Annotated in this window: 18 protein-coding genes, 1 tRNA gene and 1 pseudogene; 16 read left to right on the top strand and 4 right to left on the bottom strand. The window is 69.1% G+C overall.

Translation table 11 applies throughout. From position 1 onward, the window contains the following. Positions 1-13: 13 nt before the first annotated feature. The 9 genes and pseudogenes from EY822_RS01225 to der all read left to right on the top strand — a co-directional run bounded on the left by EY822_RS01225 (position 14) and on the right by der (position 12,397). Positions 14-2,104 carry an iron ABC transporter permease gene (locus EY822_RS01225; RefSeq protein ID WP_150306607.1) on the top strand — a complete coding sequence of 697 codons (2,091 nt, stop codon included), beginning with the start codon at positions 14-16 and terminating at the stop codon, positions 2,102-2,104. Between the two features lie 403 nt (positions 2,105-2,507). Beyond that, positions 2,508-3,395 carry an NmrA family NAD(P)-binding protein gene (locus EY822_RS01220; protein ID WP_150306606.1) on the top strand — a complete coding sequence of 296 codons (888 nt, stop codon included), beginning with the start codon at positions 2,508-2,510 and terminating at the stop codon, positions 3,393-3,395. A 221-nt stretch (positions 3,396-3,616) separates the two neighbouring features. After that, positions 3,617-4,504, top strand: coding sequence for a ParA family protein (locus tag EY822_RS01215; RefSeq protein ID WP_150306605.1), 888 nt, complete (start codon positions 3,617-3,619; stop codon positions 4,502-4,504). A 61-nt stretch (positions 4,505-4,565) separates the two neighbouring features. Further along, the gene (locus EY822_RS01210) at positions 4,566-5,402 is read left to right on the top strand and encodes a segregation and condensation protein A (RefSeq protein WP_406610292.1); all 837 of its coding nucleotides are present in this window, start codon (positions 4,566-4,568) and stop codon (positions 5,400-5,402) included. Beyond that, positions 5,392-6,156: an SMC-Scp complex subunit ScpB gene (gene scpB / locus EY822_RS01205; protein ID WP_150306604.1), complete on the top strand. Its 765-nt coding sequence runs from the start codon at positions 5,392-5,394 to the stop codon at positions 6,154-6,156. The genes EY822_RS01210 and scpB overlap by 11 nt, the downstream gene beginning before the upstream one ends. Positions 6,157-6,646: 490 nt before the next feature. After that, positions 6,647-7,363 (top strand): annotated as a pseudogene (locus tag EY822_RS15220) (pseudouridine synthase); the annotation flags it as partial. Positions 7,364-9,000: 1,637 nt separating this feature from the next. Then, positions 9,001-10,086, top strand: coding sequence for a prephenate dehydrogenase (locus tag EY822_RS01195; RefSeq protein ID WP_150306602.1), 1,086 nt, complete (start codon positions 9,001-9,003; stop codon positions 10,084-10,086). Between the two features lie 47 nt (positions 10,087-10,133). Continuing rightward, entirely contained in the window at positions 10,134-10,814 is a 681-nt protein-coding gene (gene cmk, locus EY822_RS01190) for a (d)CMP kinase (RefSeq protein ID WP_150308698.1), read from the top strand. A 2-nt stretch (positions 10,815-10,816) separates the two neighbouring features. Continuing rightward, positions 10,817-12,397: a ribosome biogenesis GTPase Der gene (der, locus tag EY822_RS01185; RefSeq protein WP_150306601.1), complete on the top strand. Its 1,581-nt coding sequence runs from the start codon at positions 10,817-10,819 to the stop codon at positions 12,395-12,397. Between the two features lie 369 nt (positions 12,398-12,766). On the opposite strand, the gene EY822_RS01180 is transcribed toward der, so the two are convergent. Next, positions 12,767-13,114: a VOC family protein gene (locus EY822_RS01180; RefSeq protein ID WP_264673997.1), complete on the bottom strand. Its 348-nt coding sequence runs from the start codon at positions 13,112-13,114 to the stop codon at positions 12,767-12,769. A 106-nt stretch (positions 13,115-13,220) separates the two neighbouring features. Between EY822_RS01180 and EY822_RS01175 the strand changes: the two genes are divergently transcribed. Beyond that, positions 13,221-14,129, top strand: a complete 909-nt coding sequence (locus EY822_RS01175) for an NUDIX hydrolase (protein ID WP_150306599.1) — start codon at positions 13,221-13,223, stop codon at positions 14,127-14,129. Between the two features lie 75 nt (positions 14,130-14,204). On the opposite strand, the gene EY822_RS01170 is transcribed toward EY822_RS01175, so the two are convergent. Further along, the gene (locus EY822_RS01170; protein ID WP_150306598.1) at positions 14,205-15,917 is read right to left on the bottom strand and encodes an ABC1 kinase family protein; all 1,713 of its coding nucleotides are present in this window, start codon (positions 15,915-15,917) and stop codon (positions 14,205-14,207) included. A gap of 5 nt (positions 15,918-15,922) precedes the next feature. Next, positions 15,923-16,468 carry a PadR family transcriptional regulator gene (locus EY822_RS01165; RefSeq protein ID WP_150306597.1) on the bottom strand — a complete coding sequence of 182 codons (546 nt, stop codon included), beginning with the start codon at positions 16,466-16,468 and terminating at the stop codon, positions 15,923-15,925. Between the two features lie 345 nt (positions 16,469-16,813). Here EY822_RS01165 and EY822_RS01160 point away from each other — a divergent pair, with 345 nt between their 5' ends. The 5 genes from EY822_RS01160 (at position 16,814) to EY822_RS01140 (ending at position 22,572) form a co-directional block, all read left to right on the top strand. Beyond that, positions 16,814-19,132: a glycosyltransferase family 2 protein gene (locus tag EY822_RS01160; RefSeq protein WP_150306596.1), complete on the top strand. Its 2,319-nt coding sequence runs from the start codon at positions 16,814-16,816 to the stop codon at positions 19,130-19,132. Next, positions 19,129-20,730, top strand: coding sequence for a chitinase (locus EY822_RS01155; RefSeq protein WP_150306595.1), 1,602 nt, complete (start codon positions 19,129-19,131; stop codon positions 20,728-20,730). The genes EY822_RS01160 and EY822_RS01155 overlap by 4 nt, the downstream gene beginning before the upstream one ends. A 149-nt stretch (positions 20,731-20,879) precedes the next feature. Then, positions 20,880-21,662, top strand: a complete 783-nt coding sequence (locus EY822_RS01150) for a dienelactone hydrolase family protein (protein WP_150306594.1) — start codon at positions 20,880-20,882, stop codon at positions 21,660-21,662. Positions 21,663-21,755: 93 nt separating this feature from the next. Beyond that, positions 21,756-21,829, top strand: a tRNA-Pro gene (locus EY822_RS01145). Between the two features lie 191 nt (positions 21,830-22,020). Then, the gene (locus EY822_RS01140; RefSeq protein WP_150306593.1) at positions 22,021-22,572 is read left to right on the top strand and encodes a hypothetical protein; all 552 of its coding nucleotides are present in this window, start codon (positions 22,021-22,023) and stop codon (positions 22,570-22,572) included. 187 nt (positions 22,573-22,759) lie between these two features. On the opposite strand, the gene EY822_RS01135 is transcribed toward EY822_RS01140, so the two are convergent. Then, positions 22,760-23,212 (bottom strand): very short patch repair endonuclease, encoded by a 453-nt coding sequence (locus tag EY822_RS01135; protein ID WP_150306592.1) that lies wholly within the window; start codon positions 23,210-23,212, stop codon positions 22,760-22,762. Positions 23,213-23,458: 246 nt separating this feature from the next. Between EY822_RS01135 and EY822_RS01130 the strand changes: the two genes are divergently transcribed. Further along, a complete protein-coding gene (locus EY822_RS01130; RefSeq protein WP_150306591.1) occupies positions 23,459-24,991 on the top strand; it encodes a DNA cytosine methyltransferase in 1,533 nt (510 codons plus the stop codon). Positions 24,992-25,201 lie beyond the last annotated feature (210 nt).

Below are 25,201 nucleotides of genomic sequence, written 5' to 3'. Positions count from 1 at the left end.
GGCACACCCTGCAGTGGCACCTCCGACGCCGACGCCGTCCGCACCGGTGGGGTCCGCCCCGGCGGGGCGCGCATCCGTCGGGCTCGCGACCCTCGTGATCGGCATCCTTGCGGCCATCGTCGCGCTGTCGGCGGTGCATCTCACCCAGGGCACGGCCGCGGTCGGCGTGGGCGACCTGCTCGCCCTGCTCCTCGGACGGGGCACCGACGACGCGGCGGCCGTCGTCGTCGCGTCGAGGATCCCGCGGCTCGCGGCGGGACTCCTCGTCGGTGTGGCCCTCGGGGCGGCCGGTGCCGCGCTTCAGTCGGTGTCGCGCAACATCCTCGCGTCCCCCGACACGCTCGCGGTGAACGCGGGCGCGCACCTGGCGATCGTGGCCTCGGCCGCGTTCGGGCTAGCGCTCCCCGTGGTGCCCGCCGGTCTCGTCGCCTTCCTCGGTGGTCTCGCGGCGGCGGCCGTGGTGCTCGGCCTGTCCTCGGGCGGGGGCGGCACGTCGATTCGCCTGGTGCTCGCCGGGTCGGCCATCGCGCTCGGCCTGTCGTCGGTCACCAGCATGCTGCTCATCCTCTTCGCCGAGGAGACGACCGGCCTCTTCGCGTGGGGGAGCGGCAGCCTCGCCCAGATCGGCATTTCCGCCGCTGCACAGATGGCACCGGTCGTGCTGCTGGCCCTCGCGGGGCTGATGCTGCTCGGGCGCCGGCTCGACATCACGGCGCTGGGCGACGACACGGCGCGCGTGCTCGGCGTGAACCCACGTGCCACCCGTTCCGTCGCGGTGGTGCTCGCGGTGCTGCTCTCGGCGGCCACCGTCACGGTCGCCGGACCGATCGGGTTCGTCGGCCTCTGCGCCCCGGCCATCGTCCGTCTGCTCGTGCCGCACATCCGCGGCCTGCACCGGCACCGCATCCTCCTCCCGCTCAGCGGACTCGTCGGGGTGGTCGTCGTGGTGGGCGCCGACGTGCTGCTGCGCACGATCCTCGGTGCTCAGGCCGGCGTCGAGGTGCCCACCGGGGTGGTGACGACCGTGCTCGGGGCGATCTTCCTCGTGGCGCTCGCCTACCGGGTGACAGACTCGAGCGGCACCACCGGCGGTGCTGCCCTCGCCCGGGTGCGGTCGCACCGTCGGTTCGTGCTCACCATGCTCCTCCTCTCGGTCACGACGGTGGGCATCGTCATCGCCGCCGTCCTCCTCGGCGATGCCAAGCTCCTCCTCGGCGACGTGGCGAACTGGGTCAGCGGGCAGGCCGGCAGCACGGTCACCTACATCCTCAACGCGCGCATCCCGCGGGTGCTCGCCGCGCTGCTCGCCGGGGCCGCGCTCGCGCTGGCCGGCCTCGTGGTGCAGACCGTGTCGCGCAACGCCCTGGCCGAGCCGGGCATCCTCGGCGTCTCCGGCGGGGCCGGGCTGGCCGCGATCGCCGTGATCACCGCGGTCCCGCTCGCGAGCGCCTGGCTGGTGACCGGATCGGCGCTCGTCGGTGCCACGCTGGCCGCGCTGCTCGTCTTCGGGCTCGCCGCGCGCGGGGGACTCGCGCAGAACCGGCTCGTGCTGATCGGCGTGGGGGTGTCGGCCGGAACGCTCGCGATCATCACGCTGCTCATCGTGCTCACCGACCCCTACAACCAGACGAAGGCCCTCACCTGGCTGTCCGGATCGACGTACGGGCGGTCGATGGATTCGATCCTGCCCGTGCTCCTCGCGGTGGCGATCGCGGTGCCGCTTCTCGTCTGGCAGCGCCGTCCGCTCGACCTGCTGGCACTGGATGACGACACACCCCGGCTGCTGGGACTCGATCTCGGGCGCACCCGGCTGGGACTCCTGGCCATCGCCGTCGCGCTCACGGCGACGGCCGTGGCATCCGTCGGCGTGATCGCCTTCGTGGGTCTGATCGCACCGCACGCGGCCCGCGCGCTCGTGGGCAGTCGCCACTCCCGCGTGATCCCCGTGGCGGTGCTGCTCGGAGCGGCCCTCGTGTGCGCCGCGGATGCCATCGGCCGCACGGCGATCGCACCCGGGCAACTCCCCGCCGGACTCGTCACCGCCCTCATCGGTGCGCCCTACTTCGTCTGGCTGCTCTGGCGATCCCGCGGCGCCCGCGTCTGACGCGCCACTTCCGTCCCGCATCGCCGGACTCGTTCCGCGTCGCCGCTCCCGTTGCCCGTCGCCACACACCTCTCGCCGCTTCCATTGCGCGTCCCAGCTCCCGATTCATCTCGCCGCTAGCCCAATATGTGTGGCGGGGAGGGCGGTCGGGAGCGGCGAGCACCCCAAACCGGAAGAGCCCGTCCGACCAGGCATGCCCGCGACCGTCCACCATTCCGCTCCCGTCGCCGCGCACCTCTCGCCGCTTCCGGTCTGCGTCGCCGCTCCGGATGCATCTCGCCTCTAGCCCGATAGGTGTGGCGGGGAGGTTCATCGGGTGCGAGGACGGCTGGCGCGGCACGTACGTGGAGCGGGGGAGTGCCCGACGCGTGTTACGTTTCCCTGTCCCAGAAACGAGAATCCCATGACAGTGATCCTGCTCGCCGGGGCGACCGGTGACTTCGGTCACCGCATCGCCCGTGAACTCCTCGCCCGCAATGCCACCGTGCGCGCTTTGACACGACCCGGCACCGACTCGCACGCGGTCGAGCGCCTGCGGGCATTCGGCGTCGCCGTGGTGGAGACGGACTACGCCGACGGAAACGGTCTGCGTGAGGCGATGCGCGACGTCGACTGCGTGGTCTCCGCCGTGAACGGCCTCGAGCCGGTGATCCTCACGGCCCAGACGCAGCTGCTCGACGCCGCCGTGGCCGCCGGCGTGCCGCGTTTCATCCCGTCCGACTACTCGATCGACTACACGACGATCCAGGACGGCTCGAACCGCAACCTGCAGCTCCGGCGCGACTTCCGCATCCGGCTCGACGCCGCCCCGATCCGCGCGACGTCGGTGCTCATCGGCGCATTCGCGGACATGCTGACCGGTGTCGCTCCCATCATCCTCTTCGGCCGTCGCCGGGTGCTCTACTGGCGGAGCGCGACGCAGGGCATGGACTTCACCACGAAGGACGACGCCGCCTCGTTCATCGCCGAGGCCGCCCTCGACGTCGAGGCTCCCCGCTTCCTCCGCATCGCCGGGGACACCGTCTCGGCGCGGGACCTCACCGCCCTCATGACCGATGTATCCGGCACGCGCTTCCGCGCCACCTTCGCGGGCGGCATCCGGCTCCTGCGGCTGATGGCTCGCATCGGCAGGGGGCTGTCGAAGGAGAAGGGCGACGCGTTCCCCGCGTGGCAGGGCATGCAGTACCTGGCGAACATGTACAGCGGGGACGGCAAGTTCCACGCCCTCGACAACGACAGGTACGGCATCCGGCGCTGGGCCTCGGCTCGGGACGTGCTCACCGCCCGGTGATCCTCGCGGCGTCCCTGCCGCTCGGTTCCGAAGGCGGAGGCGTTCCGACGCCCGTCCCTGCGTCCCGTCCCTCTCCCATCCCGCCCCTGCGCGGCCGGACCCGATCGTGACGGCCCCGGCGAGGCAGTTCGGGCCCGCGTCGTGCCCGTTCTACACTGGAACGACCGGCCTACTCGAGAGCCGGGCGAGGTAGTGAAGGCGTCGGTGTGACTCGGAACGGTATGTCTCGAAACGGAAAAGGTGTGGCCGAACTCCCCGGACTGGAGGCCCCCGTACTCGGCCCGACCGGTAGACCCCGCAGAGAGTTCCCGCAGCCGCCCCCGCTGAACTCCCACGGACCCGCGCGCATCATCTCCCTCTGCAACCAGAAGGGCGGCGTGGGCAAGACCACGACCACCATCAACCTCGGCGCATCGTTCGCCGAGGTGGGCCGCAAGGTGCTCGTGGTCGACTTCGATCCGCAGGGCGCGCTCTCCGCCGGCCTCGCGATGCAGACCCACGATGCGCCCACGGTGTACGACCTGCTGCTCGGCTCCATTAAGGACCCGCGCGACGTCATCCAGCGCACCGACATCGAGAACCTCGACATCATCCCGGCCAACATCGACCTGTCGGCCGCCGAGGTGCACCTCGTCAACGAGGTCGCCCGCGAGCAGATCCTCGCCAGCGTGCTCCGCAAGGTGAGCAACGACTACGACGTGATCCTCATCGACTGCCAGCCGTCGCTCGGTCTGCTCACCGTGAACGCGCTCACCGCCAGCCACGGCGTGCTCATCCCGCTCGAGTGCGAGTTCTTCGCGCTGCGCGGCGTCGCCCTGCTCGTCGAGACCATCGACAAGGTGCGCGACCGGCTCAACCCGGCGCTCGAGCTCGACGCGATCCTCGCCACCATGTACGACTCTCGCACACTGCACTCCCGCGAGGTGCTGCAGCGCGTCGTCGAGGCGTTCGGCGACCGCGTGCTCGAGACCGTGATCGGCCGCACCGTCAAGTTCCCCGACGCAAGCGTGGCGGGCAAGCCGATCGGCGAGTTCGCCCCCGAGCACCCCGCGGCGCACGCCTACCGTGGTGTTGCCCGCGAACTGATTTCGCGTGGCGCCGTCGCCTGATCCGGGAGGCGAGGATGCGGCGGGCCGGCTCCCCGGAGCGCCCGCGCGTCGACTGACCGCGGTGGAGACCGTGCCGGACGCGGGCGCCGAGGCGCCTGCCGCTCCGGGCGCGGTGCGCGCGCCGTTCTCGGTGTCGCTCGGCAACTTCGAGGGCCCGTTCGACCTCCTGCTCTCGCTCATCGCCAAGCACGAACTCGACATCACCGAGGTGAGCCTCAGCCTCGTCACGAACGAGTTCATCTCCTTCATCCGCGGCATCGACACCGAGAAGGAACTCGACCAGGCCAGCGAGTTCCTCGTCGTGGCGGCCACCCTGCTCGACCTCAAGGTGGTCGGGCTGCTGCCGCAGGGCGAGCTCGTCGACGCCGAGGACGTGGCGCTGCTCGAGGCACGCGACCTGCTCTTCGCGCGCCTGCTGCAGTACCGCGCCTTCAAGAAGGCGGCCGAGTGGTTCTCCGCGCGTCTCGACGAGGAGGGCGGTCGGCACGCCCGAAACGTGCGGATGGAGGAGAAGTACCGCCGGTCGGTGCCCGAGCTGGTCTGGACCGTCACGCTCGACGACTTCGCCGCGATCGCCACCCTTGCGTTCACGCCCAAGGAGATCCCGACGGTGGGGCTCGACCACCTGCACGCGCCGCTCGTGAGCATCCGCGAACAGGCCGCGTTCGTGGTGTCGCGGCTGCGGGCGGGGGAGCAGCTGACGTTCCGCGAGCTCATCGCGGGCGCCGAGCAGAAGGGCGTGATCGTGGCGCGATTCCTCGCCGTGCTCGAGCTCTACCGCGCGGCGGCGCTCTCCTTCGAGCAGCTCGAGCCGCTCGGCGAGCTCACCCTGCGCTGGACGGCGGCGGTCTGGTCCGACGAGAGTCTCGCTAATCTGGGAGCGGACTATGACAACTGACACCGACACGAACGCGTCGGCCGCGGGCACTCCCGCGCCGGCCGAGTCGGCGACCTCGGTGACGGATGCGCGCCCGCCGCACGCGGCCGCTCACCTCGATGTCGATCGCGCCCTCGAGGCCGTGCTGATGGTGGCCGACGAGCCCCAGAGCCTCGTGCACCTCGCCACCGCCGTAGACCGCCCCGTATCCGTGGTGCGCCAGGCCATCGAGCGGCTCGTCGCCGACTACGACGGTGTCGCGCCGTATGGCGGGGGTGCGGGCGCGGGTGACGGAGCCGGCGCTGGGGTCGGCGACGCTGCCGGGGACGCGGTCGCGCCCGGCAGCACCACCGCATCCGCCCCCGCCAGCGGTAGGAGGGTGCGTCGCGGCTTCGAGTTGCGCGAGGTGGGCGGCGGCTGGCGCATCTACGTGCGCGGCGAGTACGACGACGTCGTGCGCGACTACGTGCTCACCCAGAACCCCACCAAGCTGTCGCAGGCGGCACTCGAAACGCTCGCGGTCATCGCCTACAAGCAGCCGATCAGCCGCGGCGCCGTCGCCGCAATCCGGGCCGTGAACGTCGACTCGGTCGTGCGCACGCTGCTCGCCCGTGGCCTCATCTCCGAGGTGTACACCGACAGCGAGACCGGCGCCATCCACTACGGGACGAGCGACCTGCTCCTCTCCCAGCTCGGGATCAATTCGATCGACGAGCTACCACCCATATCGCCACTTTTGGCCGACGGAGCGGAGGGCTTCCATGACGGCCCCTGAACACGATCACGATTTTCCCCACGACACCGCGGATGCGGAGGAGCACGGCTCCCCCGAGGGAGGGCGCGACGCGGAGACGCCGACCGAGTCCGTCGACCCCGTCGTCCCAGGAGTCGACGAGCACGAAGGTGACCCGCGCGACGTCGTTGAAATCGGTAACGATTCGCACGGTGACGCTTCTGATGACTCCGTCGACACCAACACCGACGAGACCGAAAGCGACGCCGACGAATCCGATGATTCCGAAGATGACGCCGACGATTCCGACGACGGCTTCGACGAGTCTGCGGACTTCGACGAGGAGGATGCCGACACCGAGGACGCCGCTGCCGCAACCGCCGAATCCCGTGCTGACGGCGACGTCAGCGAGTCCGATGACGACGACACCGACGACCTCGGGGACACCGAGCCGGCGACCGACGAGACCCTCGGCTTCGGGGACGCCCTCACCGAGGAGGAGCACCCCGACGGCGTGCGCCTGCAGAAGGTGATGGCCGCGGCCGGTGTCGGCTCGCGCCGCGTCTCGGAAGACCTGATCGCCGCCGGACGCGTGCGCGTGAACGGCGTCGTGGTCACCGAGGCCGGCCGCCGCGTCGACCCGGTGAACGACAAGATCTCCGTCGACAACACCGCCGTGCAACTCGACACCACCAAGCGCTACGTGATGCTGAACAAGCCGGTCGGCGTCGTCAGTTCGATGCGGGACGGCCGCGGCCGCCCCGACCTCACCCAGTTCACCGACGCGTACGAGGAGCGGCTCTTCAACGTGGGGCGTCTCGACGCCGAGACGTCGGGGCTCCTCATCCTCACCAACGACGGCGACCTCGCGCACGTGCTCGCGCATCCGTCGTTCGGCGTGGACAAGACCTACATCGCCAAGGTCACCGGCCGGGTCACCCCGCAGACCATCGCCACGCTCACCCGCGGCATCGAGCTCGACGACGGCCCCATCGCCGCAGACAAGGCCCGACTGCTCGCCGGGCTGCCGGATGGCGGCGACGCGTCGCTCGTGGAGATCACGCTGCACTCCGGTCGCAACCGCATCGTGCGGCGCATGCTCGAGGCCGTCGGCCACCCGGTCGTGGAGCTGGTGCGTCGCCAGTTCGGACCCCTGCACCTGGGCTCGCTGCCCGTCGGGCGCTCCCGGCACCTCACCCGCGAGGAGCTCGGCTCGCTGCTCACGCTGTCGCGCGCCGCCCAGGCGCCGGATGCCGCCGCGAAGGCCGGCGCGCCGGACCGCGCGTCGACATCGCGCGAGGAGCGTGCGCCGCGGGGCGAGCAGTCGTCCTCCCCGCGGGAGGATGCCGACGAGTTGCCGAGCGCGCAGCTACGCGACCGCAGCCGCCCGCAGGACTACAAGCCGTCGCAGGGGCGTGAGCGGTCTCGCGATTCGCGACCGCCGCGCGCCGGTGCACCGGGCACCGATCGCGGTGGTTCGCGGGATGCGCGTCCGCCGCAGTCCGGTGATCGCTACGACCGCGGCGCCTCGCGCGACGCGCGTCCGCCACGCGACGACGACCGTCCGCGCGGCTCGTGGCGCGATCGCGATGCGTCGAAAGACGGCGGCCACTACGACCGCGGAACTCCGCGACCGGATCGCACGGGCGACCGGAACGACCGAGCTGGCTCGCGCGACGCGCGTCCGGCGCAATCCGGCGACCGGTACGACCGTGGCGCTTCGCGGGATGCGCGTCCGCCGCAGTCCGGTGACCGCTACGACCGTGGTGCCTCCCGAGATGCGCGACCGCCGCAGGGCGGTGACCGTTACGACCGGGGCGGCTCGCGCGACGCGCGTCCGCCGCGCGACGGCGATCGCCCGCGGGGCTCGTGGCGCGACCGCGACTCGTCGCAGGGTCAGGATCGCACTCGGGGTGAGCGACCCCCGCAGGGCGGTGACCGGTACGACCGGGGCGGCTCGCGTGACACGCGTTCGCCGCAGTCCGGCGACCGGTACGACCGCAGCAACTCTCGTGATGCGCGTCCGCCGCGGGAGGGCGATCGCCCGCGTGGGCAGTGGCGTGACCGTGACGAGCCGCGCGGTGGCGGTCACTACGACCGCGGAACGCCGCGTCCGGATCGCACGGGCGACCGGAGTGACCGGGGCGGCTCGCGTGATGCGCGTCCGCCGCGCGAGGGCGATCGCCCGCGTGGGCAGTGGCGTGACCGTGACGAGCCGCGGAGTGGGGGTCACTACGACCGCGGAACGCCGCGTCCGGATCGAACGGGTGACCGGAACGACCGGGGTGGATCCCGCGATTCCCGTCCGCCGCGCGAGGGCGACCGCCCGCGTGGGCAGTGGCGCGACCGTGACCAGCCGCAGCACCGGGACCAGGAACGGAACCGTGCGCACGACTCGCGTCCGGCACAGGACCGCGGTGACCGCTACGACCCGAACCGCTCATCCGATGCGCGACCGCCCCGCGACGACCGTCCCCGTGGGTCGTGGCGCGATCGCCAGCAGCCGCAGACCGACCGCGAAGACGCGCCGCGATCCAGAGACGAGCGCCCGCGCACGGAGAACCGTCGCGACTCACGCGACGCGTTCCCCTCGCGCACCGACCGCACGGACCGGCCCGACCGCACGGACCGGCCCGACCGCACGGACCGGCCCGACCGCGGCGGCCGCCCCGATCGCACGGACCGCTCCGATCACGCTGACCGCACCGACCGTGGCCGCCGCGAGTACCCGCTGCGCAACCGCTCCGACGATGCGCGCCGCCCCCGCGATGACGAGCAGCGTCCCTCCCGTCCGCGGAACGACGAGCAGCGTCCGTACCGGTCGCGCGACTCCCGGCCGCCGCACGACGGTCCCCGGAACAACCCACGTCGCGATCGGGACGGGTCGTGACCGATAGTCGCCTCGCCGGCGTGACCGTGCGCGTGGTCGGCACCGGCCTCCTCGGCACCAGCGTCGGCCTCGGGCTCCGCGCCCGCGGGGTCGACGTGGTGCTCGACGACGCCTCGCCTGCGCAGCTGCGGCTCGCCATCGACTACGGCGCCGGTCGGGCGACCGCGCCCGACGACGCGCCCGCCCTCGTGGTCGTGTGCGTGCCACCCGACGTGACAGCTCGCACCGTGGCCGCGGAGCTCTCCGCGTACCCGGACGCCATCGTCACCGACGTCGCGAGCGTGAAGGTCGCCCCGCTCGAGGAACTCGCCGCCGCGGGCGCGGACCTGTCCCGCTACCTGGGTTCGCATCCGCTCGCCGGCCGCGAGCGAGGGGGAGCGGTCTCCGGGCGCGCCGACCTGTTTCTCGGCCGCCCGTGGGTCGTCGCCGGTCACGACGCGATCCCGTATCGCGGTGGTGCGCTCGTGGAGGACATGATCCTCGATCTCGGCGCTGTGCCGCTCGAGATGACCGCCGAAGAGCACGACCGCAGCGTGGCGCTCACCTCGCACGTGCCGCAGCTCGTCGCCACGCTGATGGCGTCCCGGTTGGTCGACGCCCCGGAAGCGGCGCTCGGCCTCGTCGGCCAGGGCATCCGCGACGTGACGCGCGTGGCCGCAAGCGCCCCCGAGCTCTGGCTGCAGATCCTGGGCGCGAACTCGGCGTTCGTCGCCGAGATCTTGCGCGACCTCGCCGCCGACGCCACCGAAGTGGTGCGCTCGCTCGACGACCTCGACGCGCCGGGCGCCCGACGTGCCCTCGCCGAGCAGCTGGCCGCCGGCAACACCGGCGTCGCCCGCCTCCCCGGCAAGCACGGCCAGGACCGCCGCTTCAGTCAGGTGATCGTGATGGTCAACGACACCCCCGGACAGCTCGCGCGTCTGCTCACCCACATCGGCGAGATCGGCGTGAACCTCGAAGACCTGCGCATCGAGCACTCGCCGGGCGCCCAGATCGGGCTCGCCGAGATCGGCGTGCTCCCCGAGGTGGAGCTCCGCCTCACCGAGGAACTGGCCAGCAGAGGATGGAGAATCGCCGGATGAGCGACCCCGCTACGGTCCCCACTACGGTCCCTGAGCCTGTCGAAGGGATGCGCCGCAACACGCCCCACCCCGCCGTCGTCGCCATTGACGGCCCCGCGGGCAGCGGCAAGTCGAGCGTGAGCAAGGCATCCGCCCGGCGACTGCACTTCGACTTCCTCGACACCGGTGCCGCCTATCGCGCGCTCGCCTGGTTCGCGCTGGAGAGCGGCGTCGACCCCGAGGATTCCGCGATGGTCACCGCCCTACTCGAGGGCTTTCCCTACGCAATCGGCACGCAGCCCGATGACTACTTCGTGGCGGTCGGCGGCACCGACGTCACCGACGCCATCCGTGAGCCCCGCGTGACCGCCGCAGTGAGCGCCATCGCCCGCGTGCCCGAGGTGCGCCACCACATGGTCGCGCTGTTCCGCAGCATCATCCGCGGCACCGCCCGCGCCGGGATCGTGGTGGAGGGGCGCGACATCACCACGGTGGTCGCACCCGACGCGGATGCCCGCATTCTGCTCACCGCATCCGAAGAAGCTAGAATGGCGAGGCGTTCAGCGGAATTGAGCGGGCAGTCCGCAGCTTCGGTGGGCGACGCGCTCGCCTCCCGCGACCGGCAGGACTCGCGGGTCGTCGACTTTCTGAACGCCGCCGATGGTGTGACCACCATCGACTCCACTTATCTCGACTTCGACCAGACCGTGCAGGCGGTGGTCGATCTCGTCCAGCTACGAACGGCGTGACCATGTCTGACAGCCCGAAGAACGACTCTTTCGAGAACGACTTCGCCGACGGCGAGGATGTCGAGGCCGCCAATATCGAGAAGGACTTCCCGGAGTTCGAACCGACCGCGGTCGTCCGTCCGGGCGACGACGCCTTCGTCGACGACGAGGATGCCGCCCAGCGCGCCGCGACGCTCCGCCGCGGACTCGCCGACTACGACCTCCGCGACGAGGACCTCGACCTGCTCGAGGCCTCCGCCGAGGGACCCGAGGCGATCACCTACCTCCCGGCGCTGCCCGTGCTCGCGATCGTGGGCCGGCCGAACGTGGGCAAGTCCGCCCTCGTGAACCGCATCCTCGGCCGCCGCGAGGCCGTGGTGGAGGACGTGCCCGGTGTCACCCGCGACCGCGTGTCGTACAAGGCGGAGTGGAACAACCGCCGCTTCACCGTCGTCGACACCGGCGGCTGGGAGCCCGACGCGAAGGGCATCAACGCCTCCGTCGCCCAGCAGGCCGAGATCGCGATCGAGCTCGCCGACGCCGTGCTCTTCGTGGTCGACGCTAACGTGGGCGCCACCTCCACCGACGAGCACGTCGTGCGGATGCTGCGCAAGACCAAGAAGCCCGTGCTGCTCGCCGCCAACAAGGTGGACGACGCGCGCCAGGAGCCGAACGCCGCCGGCCTCTGGTCGCTCGGGCTCGGTGAGCCGCGCCCCGTCTCGGCCCTGCACGGCCGCGGCGTCGCCGACCTGCTCGACGAGGTGCTCCGCGTGCTGCCCGAGGTCTCCGCCGTAGCGAAGGACGAGGTGGGTGGACCCCGCCGCGTCGCCATCCTCGGCCGCCCCAACGTGGGCAAGTCATCGCTGCTCAACAAGGCCGCGGGCGAGGAGCGCGTGGTCGTCAACGAGCTCGCGGGCACCACCCGCGACCCGGTCGACGAGCAGGTGGAGATCGCCGGCAAGGTGTGGCGCTTCGTCGACACCGCCGGCATCCGTCGCCGCGTGCGCCAGTCCCAGGGCGCCGAGTTCTACTCCTCTCTGCGCACCAGCGCCGCGCTCGAGAAGGCCGAAGTCGCCGTGGTGATGCTCGACGTCTCCGATGTGATCAGCGAGCAGGACGTGCGCATCATCGACCTCGTGCTCGAGTCGGGCCGCGCTCTCGTGCTCGCGTTCAACAAGTGGGACCTGCTCGACGACGACCGCCGCCGCTACCTGGAGCGCGAGATCGAACAGGATCTCGCCCACGTGGCGTGGGCGCCGCGCGTGAACATCTCCGCCCGCACCGGCCGCCACCTGGAGAAGCTGGTTCCGGCCCTCGAGGTCGCGCTCGAGTCATGGGACACCCGCATCCCCACCGGCAAGTTCAACGCGTTCCTCGCCGAACTCACGGCCGAGCACCCGCACCCCGTGCGCGGCGGAAAGCAGCCGCGCATCCTGTTCGGCACGCAGGCCGCGTCGCGTCCGCCGACATTCGTGCTGTTCACCACGGAGTTCCTCGACCCGCAGTACCGTCGCTTCATCACGCGGCGCCTGCGCGAGAACTACAGCTTCGAGGGCAGCCCCATCCAGGTGAACATGCGGGTCCGCGAGAAGCGCAAGCGCTAGGCGCGGTGCCGGCTGCCGCGGCGCTCTGCCCACGGTCCCTGAGCACATCACGGTCCCTGAGCTTGTCGAAGGGACGCAACGCAACGCAGGTCCGCGGCGGGCGGCGCCAGATGGCTACGCCCATAGATGCCCACCGAACCCCGAGCCATCCGACACCGCCCGCCGCTCAGTCCGTTGACTCACCCCACGGTCCCTGAGCTTGTCGAAGGGACGCGACGTCGGTCCCTAAGCCTGTCGAAGTAATGCGGCGCTGGGGGATATCGCTTCGACAGGCTCAGCGACCGCGTTGCCCCATTCGGTCCCTGAGCCTGTCGAAGGGACGCAGCTTCCACGGTCCCTGAGCTCGTCGCAGGGACGCAAGGCAACGCGTCAGGCCCCGCCCGCGTCCTCCAGGTACACGAGCCCGTTCCCATCCGGATCCTCGAAGTGGAACATGTCGGGCACACCCTCCATTCGCACGAGGTCGTCGTTGTGCAGCGTCACCCCCGCGGCGCGGATGGCGTCGTGCGCCTCCTGTGCGTTGGGCGTACCCAACCGCACGGCGACCGGGATCTCGCTGTCGGGAGGCAGCAGCACCAGCCCCACGCTCGACCCGGGCGGCACGACCTCCACGTAGCGGGCGCCCGGCCACACCTCCACATCGGTGACCAGCTCGCAACCGAGCACCTCCGTGTAGAAGCGGAGGGCGGCATCCTGATCCGCGACGGGAATCGTCACGCTGAGAACCTTTGTTGTTCTGGCCATGCTTCATTGGATCGGCCGTTCCGGTTCCCGTCAAGAGGCCCGTACCGCACGCTCAGCGACGGCACCATACGCTGAATCCATGACTCCGACTCGCGATCCCGGTGACGCCTGGGTCGAGGGGCCGAACGGGTCGCGTTTCTGGGGTCGCTTCGGCGCCGCCGGGCTGCTGCTGCACGATCCGGCCCGCGGCATCCTGCTGCAGCACCGCGTGGAGTGGAGCCACTTCGGCGGTACCTGGGGCATTCCGGGCGGGGCGATCCAGGCGGGGGAGCGGCCCGTCGACGGCGCCATGCGCGAGGCGGCCGAAGAGGCCGGCGTGCCGCTCGACTCGATCGAGCCGCGCTTCACGCACGTGCTCGACCTCGGCTTCTGGTCGTACACCACCCTCATCGCGTCGATTCGGCGCTCCTTCGAGCCGGTCATCTCCGACCCCGAGAGCCTCGAACTCCGCTGGGTGCCCGTCGACGAGGTGGATGCCCTGCCACTCCACCCCGGCTTCGGTGCGGCGTGGCCGACCCTCCGCCGAGACCTCGACCGTCACATCCATGTCGTGGTCGATGCCGCGAACGTGGTCGGTTCCCGTCCCGACGGCTGGTGGCGCGACCGCCGCGGTGCCGCCGAGCGCCTCCTCGCGGAGGTGGTGGCCCTCGCCTCCGCGGGTCTCCCCGCCTACGAGCTGGAACTGCCGCATGCAACGTGGTGGCCGTCATTCACGGTGGTGGTCGAGGGTCAGGCCGGCGGTGCCGCCCTCCCCGGCGATGCTGCGCGCACCATCCGCGTCGTCAGCGCTCCGGCCAGCGGAGACGATGCGATTGTCGCCGAGGTCGAGACCCTCCTGTCATCGGCGGATGCCGCAGACATTCACGTGGTCACCTCGGACCGGGGTCTCCGGGATCGAGTCACCGCGTTCGGTGCCCAGGTCCACAGCACCACCTGGCTCCGCAACCACCTCGACCGTCCGGGCTCCGAGCCCGGTGACGGTGTCTAGAGACCTGAGCGGCTAACTCAGAGCGTCCCGTCAGCGGCGACGCATTCGGCCGCCAGCCTGCACCGGCGCCGGTCGTCAGCGACTGCGGCGACCCGCAAACAGCGCGTGCAGCAGAGGAACGACCGACACCGCCATCAGCACCGTGCCGAGCACCGCATCATCGGCACGGAGCACGACGCCGGCGACGAGCAGTGCGCCGAATACGAGCGCCGACACCGCTTGCCGCGCTGCCGACTCCAACCGGGCGACCCGCCGTTCGAGATCCGGGTTTGACAGCGCTACCGAGCCGTCCTCGATCCGGGTGGCGAGGTCATCCAGCCGCCTCGGTAACCGCCACGCGATACGGGCGATCTCCACTGCATCCCGAGCGAAGTCTCTCGCGACGTTGCCCCCTTCGTCCCGCACCAGCTGCGCGCCGTACGGCTCGATCGAGTCCCAGATGTTGAAGGCCGGATACAGCGCGCTGGCCACTCCCGAGGTGAGCGACATCGAGCGGATGACTAGGAGGAAGTTCTCCGGCAGCTGGAAGGGCAGCGACCGCACCACCTCGCCGAATTGCAAGGCGAAGTCGCGGAACTCCCGCGGGTCGATCTCGCGCAGCTCGGCGAAACCCACGCCGCCGAACCGGGCGAAGAGCTCGGTCATCGCCCTCTCGAGCTCCACCGTGTCGGCGGAGGGCACCAGCACACCCACGTCCCGGAACGCATTGACGAGCCCCTTGCCGTCGCGTGTTGCGGCGGCGATCAGCACCTTCCGCAGGCTGCCGCGCATGCTCGCCGGCACCTCGCCCATCATGCCGAAGTCGATGAAGGTCAACTTCCACGTGCGCCCATTCGGCCCGGGAGGGGCAGGGGTGACGAAGATGTTTCCGGGATGCGGGTCCGCGTGGAAGAAGGCGTTCAGGAACAGCTGATCGAACATCACCGCCGCGAACACGGGAGCGACGTCGGCAGGGTCGATGCCCGCCGCGAGAAGCGCCTCCGTGTCCGTGACCTTGATGGCCGTCACATCCTCGAGGGTGAGCACGCGGCGGGTCGTCCGCTCCCAGACGACGGCGGGCACGCCTACCCGGTCGTCATCGGCAAAGTCGGCCGCGAACCGCTCGGAGTTCGCGGCCTCGTTCAGGTAGTCGATCTCTTCGAGACTCGTAATCGCGAACTCCTCCACGAGCGCGGGCATGTCCGCCCGGTCGGAGACGAGCCGCACGTGGGTGAGCCATCCACCGATCTTCCGAAGGGCCGCAAGGTCGACGTCGACGATCGCGCCGATGCCGGGCCGTTGCACTTTGAGCACCACGTTCGTCAGCCCGGTCTCCGCCGCATCCGTCGGGGAGAGCCGCGCCCGGTGCACCTGACCCAGCGAGGCGGCGGCGATCGGCGTCTCGTCGACCGCCACGAACGCCCGCTCCAGCGGCACTCCGAGCTCCGCCTCGGCGAGCGCGCGGATCTGCGCGAACGGCACCGGCGGCACCTCGTCCTGCAGTCCCTCGAGCTCGGAGGTGAGCTCGGGCGGCAGCACGTCGAGTCTCGACGACATGTACTGCCCGACCTTGATCATCAGTCCGCCGAGATCCACGGCGAGCACGTGGAAGCGCCGAGCGAAGCGCTTCATCCGCCGCGGTCGGGTGCGCTTGGCGATCGACGCGAGCCCGATGCGCGGCAGGAACAGCTCGTACCACCACGTCACCGCGAGGTGCCATGCGGCGAACCGCAGGATGCGGCGGTATCGGGCGCGGGTGTTACCAGCGCCGGGATGCCTGTCGTCCCGCTCCCGACGAACCGACGTCACCCGCGTCAGACCTGAGCGAGGATCGAATAGAGCCGACGGCGTGCCTCATCGAGCACCGTCACCGCCTCCTGCACCTGCTCGGGGGAGCCGGTGCGGCCGACCTGAGCCGCCGCCTGTGCGAGTTCGACGCCAGCCCGGGGGAGAGCGGTGAACCTTGCTCCGGCGGTCGCGGCAGAGGACTCCCACGGGGCGGACATGTCCGAGCCGGCAACAACCTCGCGGCCGGCCTCGGTGAGGGAGTAGATCTTGCGGCCGTTGGACTCCTCCACGCTGATGAGGCCCTCGTCGGCAAGCAACTGGAGAGTCGGGTAGACCGAACCCGCGCTGGGCTTCCAGGCTCCACCGCTGCGCTCCTCGATCTCGTGGATGATCTGGTAGCCGTGCATCGGCTTCTCGGCGAGCAGCGCGAGCACGGCGGCTCGCACGTCACCACGGCCGACGCGCGAGCCCGCGCGCTTCTCGAACCCCGACCGCATCTCCTCCATGGCCTCCCACATGCCCTCGATGTTGTGGCCTGCGCCGAATCCGCCTACGGGGAACGAACCCTTCATGATGACTCCTCGATGTGTCGGTGAACGATACTCAACGATACATCCGAGAACCTGCGAACGATATAGGGGCGCGTACCCGTCGATGCGTTCCCCGGCATCGGCACCGCAGAGGCATCCCGACCTCTACCTCACGCTTCGTGTCCCCTTTTTTGGGGACCCGGAACATCTGCCTTCTACCCCACAGCGGTCGCGGGAATCAATAGGGTCGGAAAGTCGGCACACCCGAACCGCCCGTCGACCACGTTCTCCGTAACCTGAAATTGCGCAGCGCGTGAATTCCCCCACCCACCGACGCGTTCTTACCCGAATTCCGGAACGCGGCGGTTACACCCGACAGGATGAGCCATGCCCCCGAAGGCCCTTACTTCGCACGCCCGAAAACGACAAAGGGGAGCAGAGCGTGACGCCCCGACCCTCGCTTCCGTCCACTCGATCCCCAGCGATTCCGCGATAACCCGTGGACGGTTGGCGATCCTCGCCACCGTTCTCGCGTGGTTCGTCTACGTCGTCTACACGATCGTTCGTCAGTTCCTCAACAACGGCACGGAGAGCTTCCGCTTCACCTCGGAGGCGTTGTCCTATGTCGTCGTCGTCACCTTCCTCACCTTCTCCGCGCTGATGTACCTCGTGGCGAGACAGGGGGCTCTGCAGCGATTCCGCGACCACGTGCGCGTGCCACGAGCCGAGCTCGACAGTCACTTCTCCACCCACCAGGGAACGATGACCGTGCTCGTGCCGTCGTACGCCGAGGAGGCCGCCGTCGTGCGTGCCACCCTCTGGTCCGCGGCACTTCAGGAGTACCCCGCAATCCGCGTGGTCCTGCTGCTCGACGACCCGCCCTACCCCACCGATCCGGCAGTGGCAGAGCGGCTCGAGGGCTCCCGCAGAATCGCCGAGGAGATCTCCGACGCCCTGTCGGTTCCCCGGACGCGATTCGCCGACGAACTCCGCCTGTGCGAGATGAGCCTCGCCGAGGATCCGTCGGTCAGCGTTCGCGCGGTGCGAGAACTTGCTGAGAGTTACCGCTTCGCCGCCAGCTGGCTCACCCGCATGGGCGAAGCGGAGACGGTGAGCGATCACGTCGACACCTTCTTAGTCGAGCAGGTGCTCGGCGGGCTGGCGGACGAACTGACGGGCATCGCCGTCGCACTCGATGCCGCCGCGGGCGAGGGCTCGACCTTGGCACCCGAGCGGATGCTCGAACTGCACCGTCGTCTCGCGTGGACGTTCTCGTGCGAGCTCGACACCTTCGAGCGCAAGCGGTTCTCCTCGCTCTCGCACGAGGCGAACAAGGCGATGAACCTCAACGCATACATCGGTCTCATGGGTGGCCGCTACTCCCGTGAGGAGGGGCCGGATGGTGCCATCCTGCGGCCGGTCGCATCCGACGCTTCCGCAGACCTGGTCGTGCCCGACTCGGATTACCTGCTCACTCTGGATGCGGATTCACTCCTGCTGCGGGACTACTGCCTGCGCCTGGTGTACTTCCTCGAGCAGCCCGACAACGCGCGGGTCGCCGTCACCCAGACCCCCTACTCGTCGTTCCGCAACGCACCGACACGGATCGAGCGCCTCGCCGGCGCGACGACAGACCTGCAGCACATCCTGCACCAGGGCATGTCGTACTACGGCGCCACCTTCTGGGTGGGCGCGAACGCGGTGATCCGCAAGCGCGCCCTCGAAGACATCGTGGAGGTCGAGACCGTCGGCGGATTCGAGGTGAAGCGCTTCGTGCAGGACCGCACGGTCATCGAGGACACCGAGTCGAGCATCGACCTCGGCACCCACGGGTGGACGCTCGTGAACTACCCGGAGCGGCTCAGCTACAGCGCCACTCCTCCCGACTTCGGATCCCTCGTCGTGCAACGCCGGCGCTGGGCGAACGGCGGGCTGCTCATCCTTCCGAAGCTGCTGCGTCAGGTGCGGGCGCGCAGGAACAGCGGCAACGCCATGAGCCTGCTGGAGTTCTGCCTGCGGGTGAACTACATCACCTCGATCGCGTGGGCGAGCTTCGGTCTGGTGTTCCTCCTGGTGTACCCGTATGACAGCCGGCTGCTCAGCCCGGTGGTCGTGCTCGCTGCGCTGCCCTACTTCCTCGCGATGGCCAGCGACCTGCGCTATTGCGGCTATCGATCCAGTGACGTGTTTCGCATCTACGGGTTCAACCTCGTGCTGCTCCCCGTGAACCTGGCCGGCGTGCTCAAGTCGCTGGAACAGGCGCTCACGAGCAAGAAGATCCCGTTCGTGCGCACGCCGAAAGTGCGCGACCGCACCGCCGCGCCGCTCCTGTACGTCGTGGCCCCGTACCTCATCGTCGCGTTCTCCGGACTGACCCTCTGGCGCGATGTTCTCGCCCAGAACTGGGGCAACGCGGTCTTCGCCGGATTCAACGCCCTGCTGGCGACGGTCGCGATCCTCGCGAACATCGGCGTCTGGAACTCCATCGTCGACACCTGGCTGGGGCTCACCCAGTGGCTCTACGTCGAGAAGAAGCCGCGTGCAACCCGGATGCCGCAGCCGGCGGTGGTGTCGCCGGCCGAGGTGGACTGGCGGGCGGTGCTCTACCACGGCCATGCGCCAGCGGATGCGCAAAGCCCGCCGATCGTCGTCGCCGCGTCGACCGTTCCCGACCAGCGCCCCTTCGCACACGGGAACGCAGCATGAGCAGCGCGCGGAAGAACGCCCGGCCGGCTACGCCCGCCGCACCCCAGCCCGGACGCCGCCTCTCGGCGCTGCGAGTGCTGCTCTCCCTCGTGCTCGTGAGCGCGCTCACGGCGGGAGGGTTCGTCGGCTGGAACTGGTGGAGCACCGCCCAGGCGGCTGAGCCGCACGAGCCGTGGTTCGCGGCGTATGTCGACGTTACCGCGACGCCGACCTTCCCCTTCGAGACACCGGATTCTGACGCAGCACGGGACGTCGTACTGTCATTCATCGTCGCCAGCAAGGACGACCCGTGCGAGCCCACCTGGGGCACTGCCTTCACCCTCGACGAGGCTGCGCAGGCGCTCGATCTCGACCGGCGCCTCGAGCGACTGGAGCGATCCGGTGGTCAGGTCATCGTCTCGTTCGGCGGACTTCTGAACGACGAGCTCGCGACCGGATGCACGAACCAGGACGAACTCGTGGACGCGTACGCCACCGTGCTCGACCGCTACGACGTCACCACCATCGACCTCGACATCGAGGCGGGCAACCTCACCGATGGTGAGGCGGGGGACCGGCGAGCGGCGGCGATTTCCGAGTTGCAGGCCGATCGCCGGGCCGACGGAGACGACCTCGCCGTGTGGCTCACCTTGCCGGTCGCGCCGTCCGGGATGACGGAGGACGGCACCACCGCCGTCCGCCAGATGCTGGACGCCGGTGTCGATCTCGCGGGCGTGAACGTCATGACCATGGACTACGGCAGCAGCCTCCCCACGGGCGACACGATGGCCGAAGGATCCGCCAAGGCTCTCGAGTCCACGCACCGGCAGCTCAGCGCGCTGTACTCCCGGGCCGACATCCCGCTCAGCTCCGCCAGCATCTGGTCGAAGATCGGGGCCACGCCGATGATCGGGCAGAACGATGTGCGCGACGAGGTCTTCGGCATCGCCGATGCCAAGGAGTTCGCCGCCTTCGCCCTCGAAAAGCGCATCGGGCGCATGTCGATGTGGTCTCTCAACCGCGACAGGACCTGCGGTGACAACTACGCCGACCTGAAGCGCGTCTCCGACAGTTGCAGCGGCATCACGCAGGGCGACGTGAGATTCGTTGACCTGCTCGGCAGCGGATTCGAGGGTCGCCCCGAGCTGTCCGCATCCGCCGTCACCACGGAGGATGTGCTGGAGGAAGTGGTCGACGATCCGGCGACCAGCCCGTACCCCATCTGGGCCGCGAAGGCGTCGTACCTGAAGGGCACGAAGATCGTGTGGCACCGCAACGTCTACAAGGCGAAGTGGTGGACGCGTGGCGAGCTTCCCGACAACCCCGTTCTCAACGAGTGGGAGACGGCGTGGACCCTCATCGGTCCGGTGCTGCCGGGGGAGAAGCCCTTCGAGTTGCCGACCGTGCCGGCGGGCACCTACCCCGAATGGGACGGCCCCGCCGTCTACCAGAAGGGCAACCGCGTCCTGTTCGAGGGCACGCCGTATGAATCGAAGTGGTGGAACCAGGGCGAGAGCCCTGAGGCCGCATCATCGAATCCGGATGGATCGCCGTGGGCGCCCCTCACCGCGGCCGACGTCGGCGCGCTGACGGAGGCACTCGAGGAGTCAGCCGGCTGATCGCCACCGGTCGTGCGCATCCGTGTGCACGACCGGTGCGCACGGGCGCGGTCGTGTGCCCACCACACCGGACTCGCATCGACCTCGTTCACGGGACGATTCCCGCGAACGAGGTCGGTGCTTCGTCCCGGCGGTGATTAGCTGGACCAATGACTCCCTCGCACCCTCCCGCCTCTTCGGCTCTCCTCGAGACGGTCCCGCTCCGCGCGGGGGCCTCCATCTCGACGGACCGCGTGATCTATGCTCACGACGGCGTCAGCCTCGATGGCTATCTCGCCCTCGACGAATCGATCGACGGACCCCGCCCCGGCATCCTCGTGCTGCACGACTGGACCGGCGAGGGCGACTACACCCAGGTGCGCGCGCAGATGCTCGCCCGCCTCGGCTACGTCGCCCTGGTCGCGGACCTCTACGGCGCGGGTGTGCGCCCCACCGGCGACGGAGCCGCCGCGGAGGCCGGCAAGTACTACGGCGACCTGCCGCTGTTGCGCGCACGAGTGCAGGCGGGCTTCGACCAACTCGCCGCGCATCCCGCCGTCGACGCGGCGAACATCGTCGTCATCGGCTACTGCTTCGGCGGATCCGCGGCCCTCGAGTTTGCCCGCACCGGCGCCGACGTGCGCGGCGTCGTCTCCTTCCACGGCGGGCTCATCGCCCACAACCCCGCCGACGTCGACGCCATCCGCGCGTCGCTCCTCATCCTCACCGGCGGGAACGACCCGGTCGTGCCCGACAGCGACGTGCAGGCGTTCCAGGACGAGTTGCGCACCGTGCCGGATCTCGACTGGGAGGTCGTCACCTACAGCGGCGCCCCGCACGCGTTCACGCTGCCCGAGACCGACATGTACCGACCGGTGGCGGATGCGCGCAGCTGGCAGCGCTTCCTCGCCTTCCTCGACGAGGTGCTCGCGCCCGTCCCCGCCGCCGCGTAGGCCTGGGACGCGGGTCGCGGACGGTCGCGTTTCGTCACCGTCCGCGACCCGCTAAGATAATCAAGTTGTCTTCGCCGCGTGCGGCGAAGCCTTCGGGCTGTGGCGCAGCTTGGTAGCGCACTTGACTGGGGGTCAAGGGGTCGCAGGTTCAAATCCTGTCAGCCCGACAAAAAGTCTCGGAAACTCAAGGGTTTCCGAGACTTTTCTGGTTAGGGATTTGATGTTCCCATCACAAACCCATCATTTACTCCTCCGCACACGCCCTCAGACGCCTCCGTCAAGCGCGCTGACGGCGTCCGTTTCGGTCCATCCCGGTCGTCCGAAGAACTCGAGACTCACCGACACTGAGGTGTCTGATGTGATCCACTCCGATGCTTTCGGCCCGCTGACCGCGGAGCTCCGCCGCGCCGAAGCCGAGCACCACAACGTGAACCGGCTCTTCCCCGCCCTCGTACGCGCACGCGGTATGGACGGCGCCGACGATGCCGCCGCGGTACTCCTCTCACGCCTCGGAAAGGCCACGGCCCGGGAGTCATCGCGAGGATTCGGGCACAAGGCGCCGCGCCTCATCGTCGGACTCATCCCTGAAGCGCTCGGCCCGACGACGCCGGAGATGCGCCGCGCCCTGGATGAACGACGAACCCTGATCGAGCAACGAGCCCGACACCTCACCGAGCGAGCCCTCACAAGACACGAGGCCTGGACCGAGGGACTGGGGACCGAGCCCGAAGGCACCGCCGGGGCAGTATGGCGACGCCAGATCCGAATCGTCGCCGCCCACCGCGACCGGTACGGAATCACCGGGCCCCGCCCGCTGGGCACTGCGCCGGCATCGAGTGCAGAGGAGCGGGATGCTGCGGGCACGGATAGCGATCAGGAATGCCCGACGTCTAGGGCAAGACTTGCCTGATCCGCAGGCAGGAACGCGGTCTAGCCGTCGCAGGCTCGGCTCTTTCGTCCGGTGATGGTCTCATCGTGACACTGCCCGGTTCCACTTTGATCACAACGTAACCTCACAGGTACCTCCAAAAAGCGCGACGGTCTGACGGTCGAGCAGTGTGGTTGCGAACTCGCTCAGACGTCCATGCGGTCAGCGTTCAAGCCTTCCTCGCAGTGTCAGGATTCACGGGTGCCTGGACGACTGAGCAGATACGGTCGGCCACCGATTGCGTGTCCTCGTGCTCCCAGAACCGCAGCACGCGCCAGCTCGCCAAACTCAGCAGGTCGTCTGTCTCAGCATCCCGCACCATATTTCGTCGAAGCTTGACGGCCCACCAGTCGGCGTTCGCGCGCGGCTGGGTGCCGTGCTCCGGGCAGCCGTGCCAGAAACACCCATCGATGAACACCGCGACCTTCGCCTTGGTGAAGGCGATATCGATGCTGCGCCGCGCCATCCCCGGCACCGGGTACGCGACGCGGTAGCGAAGGCCGCGAGCGTGCAGGACCCTACGAACGTCAACTTCCGGCTTGGTGTCCCGACGTCGTGCCGAGCTCATGCGCTGGCTTACTGCCAGGCTTGATGCCCCTGGATGGGGACCGATCATGGGCATCAAGCCACGCTAGCCCAAGTGCCGGATCCTGTAGCGGGTTCGCCGTCGCTGATCCCGCCAGAACGCTAATATTCTGTCGAATTGTTGCCGTCCGTCACTGAATGTCGCTGTTGTGTGGAGGCCTCGTTACCACCCGTCTTGAGTCTCCGTGACCATTGTCTGAGGTGTGAATCGCTGACGAGACTTGAGCGTTGCGCCCCTGCTCTCAGCCGAATGAGTAGTGGGCGGGCTGGCTAATATTGGCAAGTGACATCCGAGGGACACAGCCGCGCCCACATAACTGTTCTGGACCTTTTCGCCGGCTGTGGCGGCTTGACCGAAGGATTTCACCAGTACCGCCCCGATGGCGTTGCAGACCCGGTCTTCCGGACCGTCGGCGCGGTCGAGTGGGAGCCCGCGGCCGCCGCGTCGTACGCAGCGAACTTCGGCGCCGGATCGTCTCGACTTGGTGCTCATGAGGCACCGGAGATCGTCTGCCGCACCATCGTCGGCTGGGAGCCACGATGGAAGCCAGGTGAGATCGATGTTGTGGTCGGGGGCCCGCCGTGCCAGGGATTCTCGGGACTTAACCGCGAGAAGGTGCGTCCAGAGCGGAATATGCTTTGGGAGGAGTTCATCCGCGTTGTGGTTGCACTTCAACCGAAGGTGTTCGTGATCGAGAACGTTGATCGATTCCTACGGTCCCCGGAGTTCCAGGACCTGAAGTACCGGATTGGCGGAGCGAACCTCACCAATTACCGCCTTGTCGACCCTGGTTCGAAACCTAATGACACCGAGCTGGACCGTGACAAGCGCTACCTGCTGAACGCAGCAAATTACGGTGCTGCGCAAGCCCGTCGCCGCGCCATCGTGATCGGTGTTCGTACTGACGCCGGTCTGACTTCTGGCTCTCTGCGTTACCCCAAGCCGACGCACTCTCGGGGTTTCGCTGGAAAGAAGGCGCCGCTCAGGCATCTCGGCGAATCGTTCGGCGTGCCTGCCGAGCAGACCGCGTGGGCCACCGTAGACAAAGTGTTCGAGGAGAGTGCGCTCAAGGATATCGCCGCTGATCTGCCGGCCGCCTCTGCGCGACAGATCCCTGGAATGAGCGGCAGGTTCCTCGGCCCGTTCTTGACGACCGACCTTCATATTGGCCGCCGACCAGAGCCGATCTCGTTGTGGCGCTATCGCGCAATCCCGAGAGGTGGGAATCGAAAGGACCTCCGAGGTCGATATGTGTGCCGCTTCGATGACGGGAGCGAGGTCATCCTGCAGAAGGAAGGAGACCACAGGTGCGACGAAGGGGCGTTGAAGGTTAGTGGCGCGCACACCGTCGTGGTCGACGGCGCGGCCACAGAGCGCCGAGTTATCGTGCGGTCCGCCAGTCCCGTTACAGATTGCAGGAGCACGGGGAGCCGTCGCAGCAAGTCGGAAATGTTTCACGTTGTTCTCAATGAAGGTGAAGCTAATCGGACGGCTGTTCTCGAGTACCTCTCTACTGTGGCGTGGGACTTGCATGACTCCGGCTCGGGGGACGTCATGGGCCGGCTCCGAAGTGGTGCACCCTCTGTGACGATCCGGACGGAGTTCTTCAAGCCTGAGAAGGGTCGATACCTTCATCCGATTGAGGACCGCCCGATAACTCACTTCGAAGCGGCCAAGCTTCAGGGGTTCCCTGATGACTTCAGGTGGTACGGGTCCAAGCTTCAGATCGCGAAGCAGATCGGCAACGCCGTGCCCATCCCGCTTGGCCGCAAGATAGCCGAGTCGATCTACCTATACCTGCACGCAGCTGAGTGATTATTTGCTCGCCAACGTTTCAGTGTGGCGCAGCGAAACGGCTAACGATGCCTTACTGCCCTTTCGCGGCAGCGATAGTGCCACGACGCCTCCTCCGTTCACGTCTCCAGCGTGTAAATCGGGTTGCCCCGGGCGCTTCCGAGTGACTAGAGCCCGAACTGTGACCACGATCAGCCAGCAGACCGCCATCGTGGCCGTCCCAGCCGACTA

It is taken from the genome of Planctomonas psychrotolerans (genome assembly GCF_008642235.1).
In the GTDB taxonomy this organism is placed as follows: Bacteria; Actinomycetota; Actinomycetes; order Actinomycetales; family Microbacteriaceae; genus Planctomonas; species Planctomonas psychrotolerans.
Note: the sequence above shows the minus strand (reverse complement) of the source record. Positions and strands in the feature narration are given on the sequence as shown.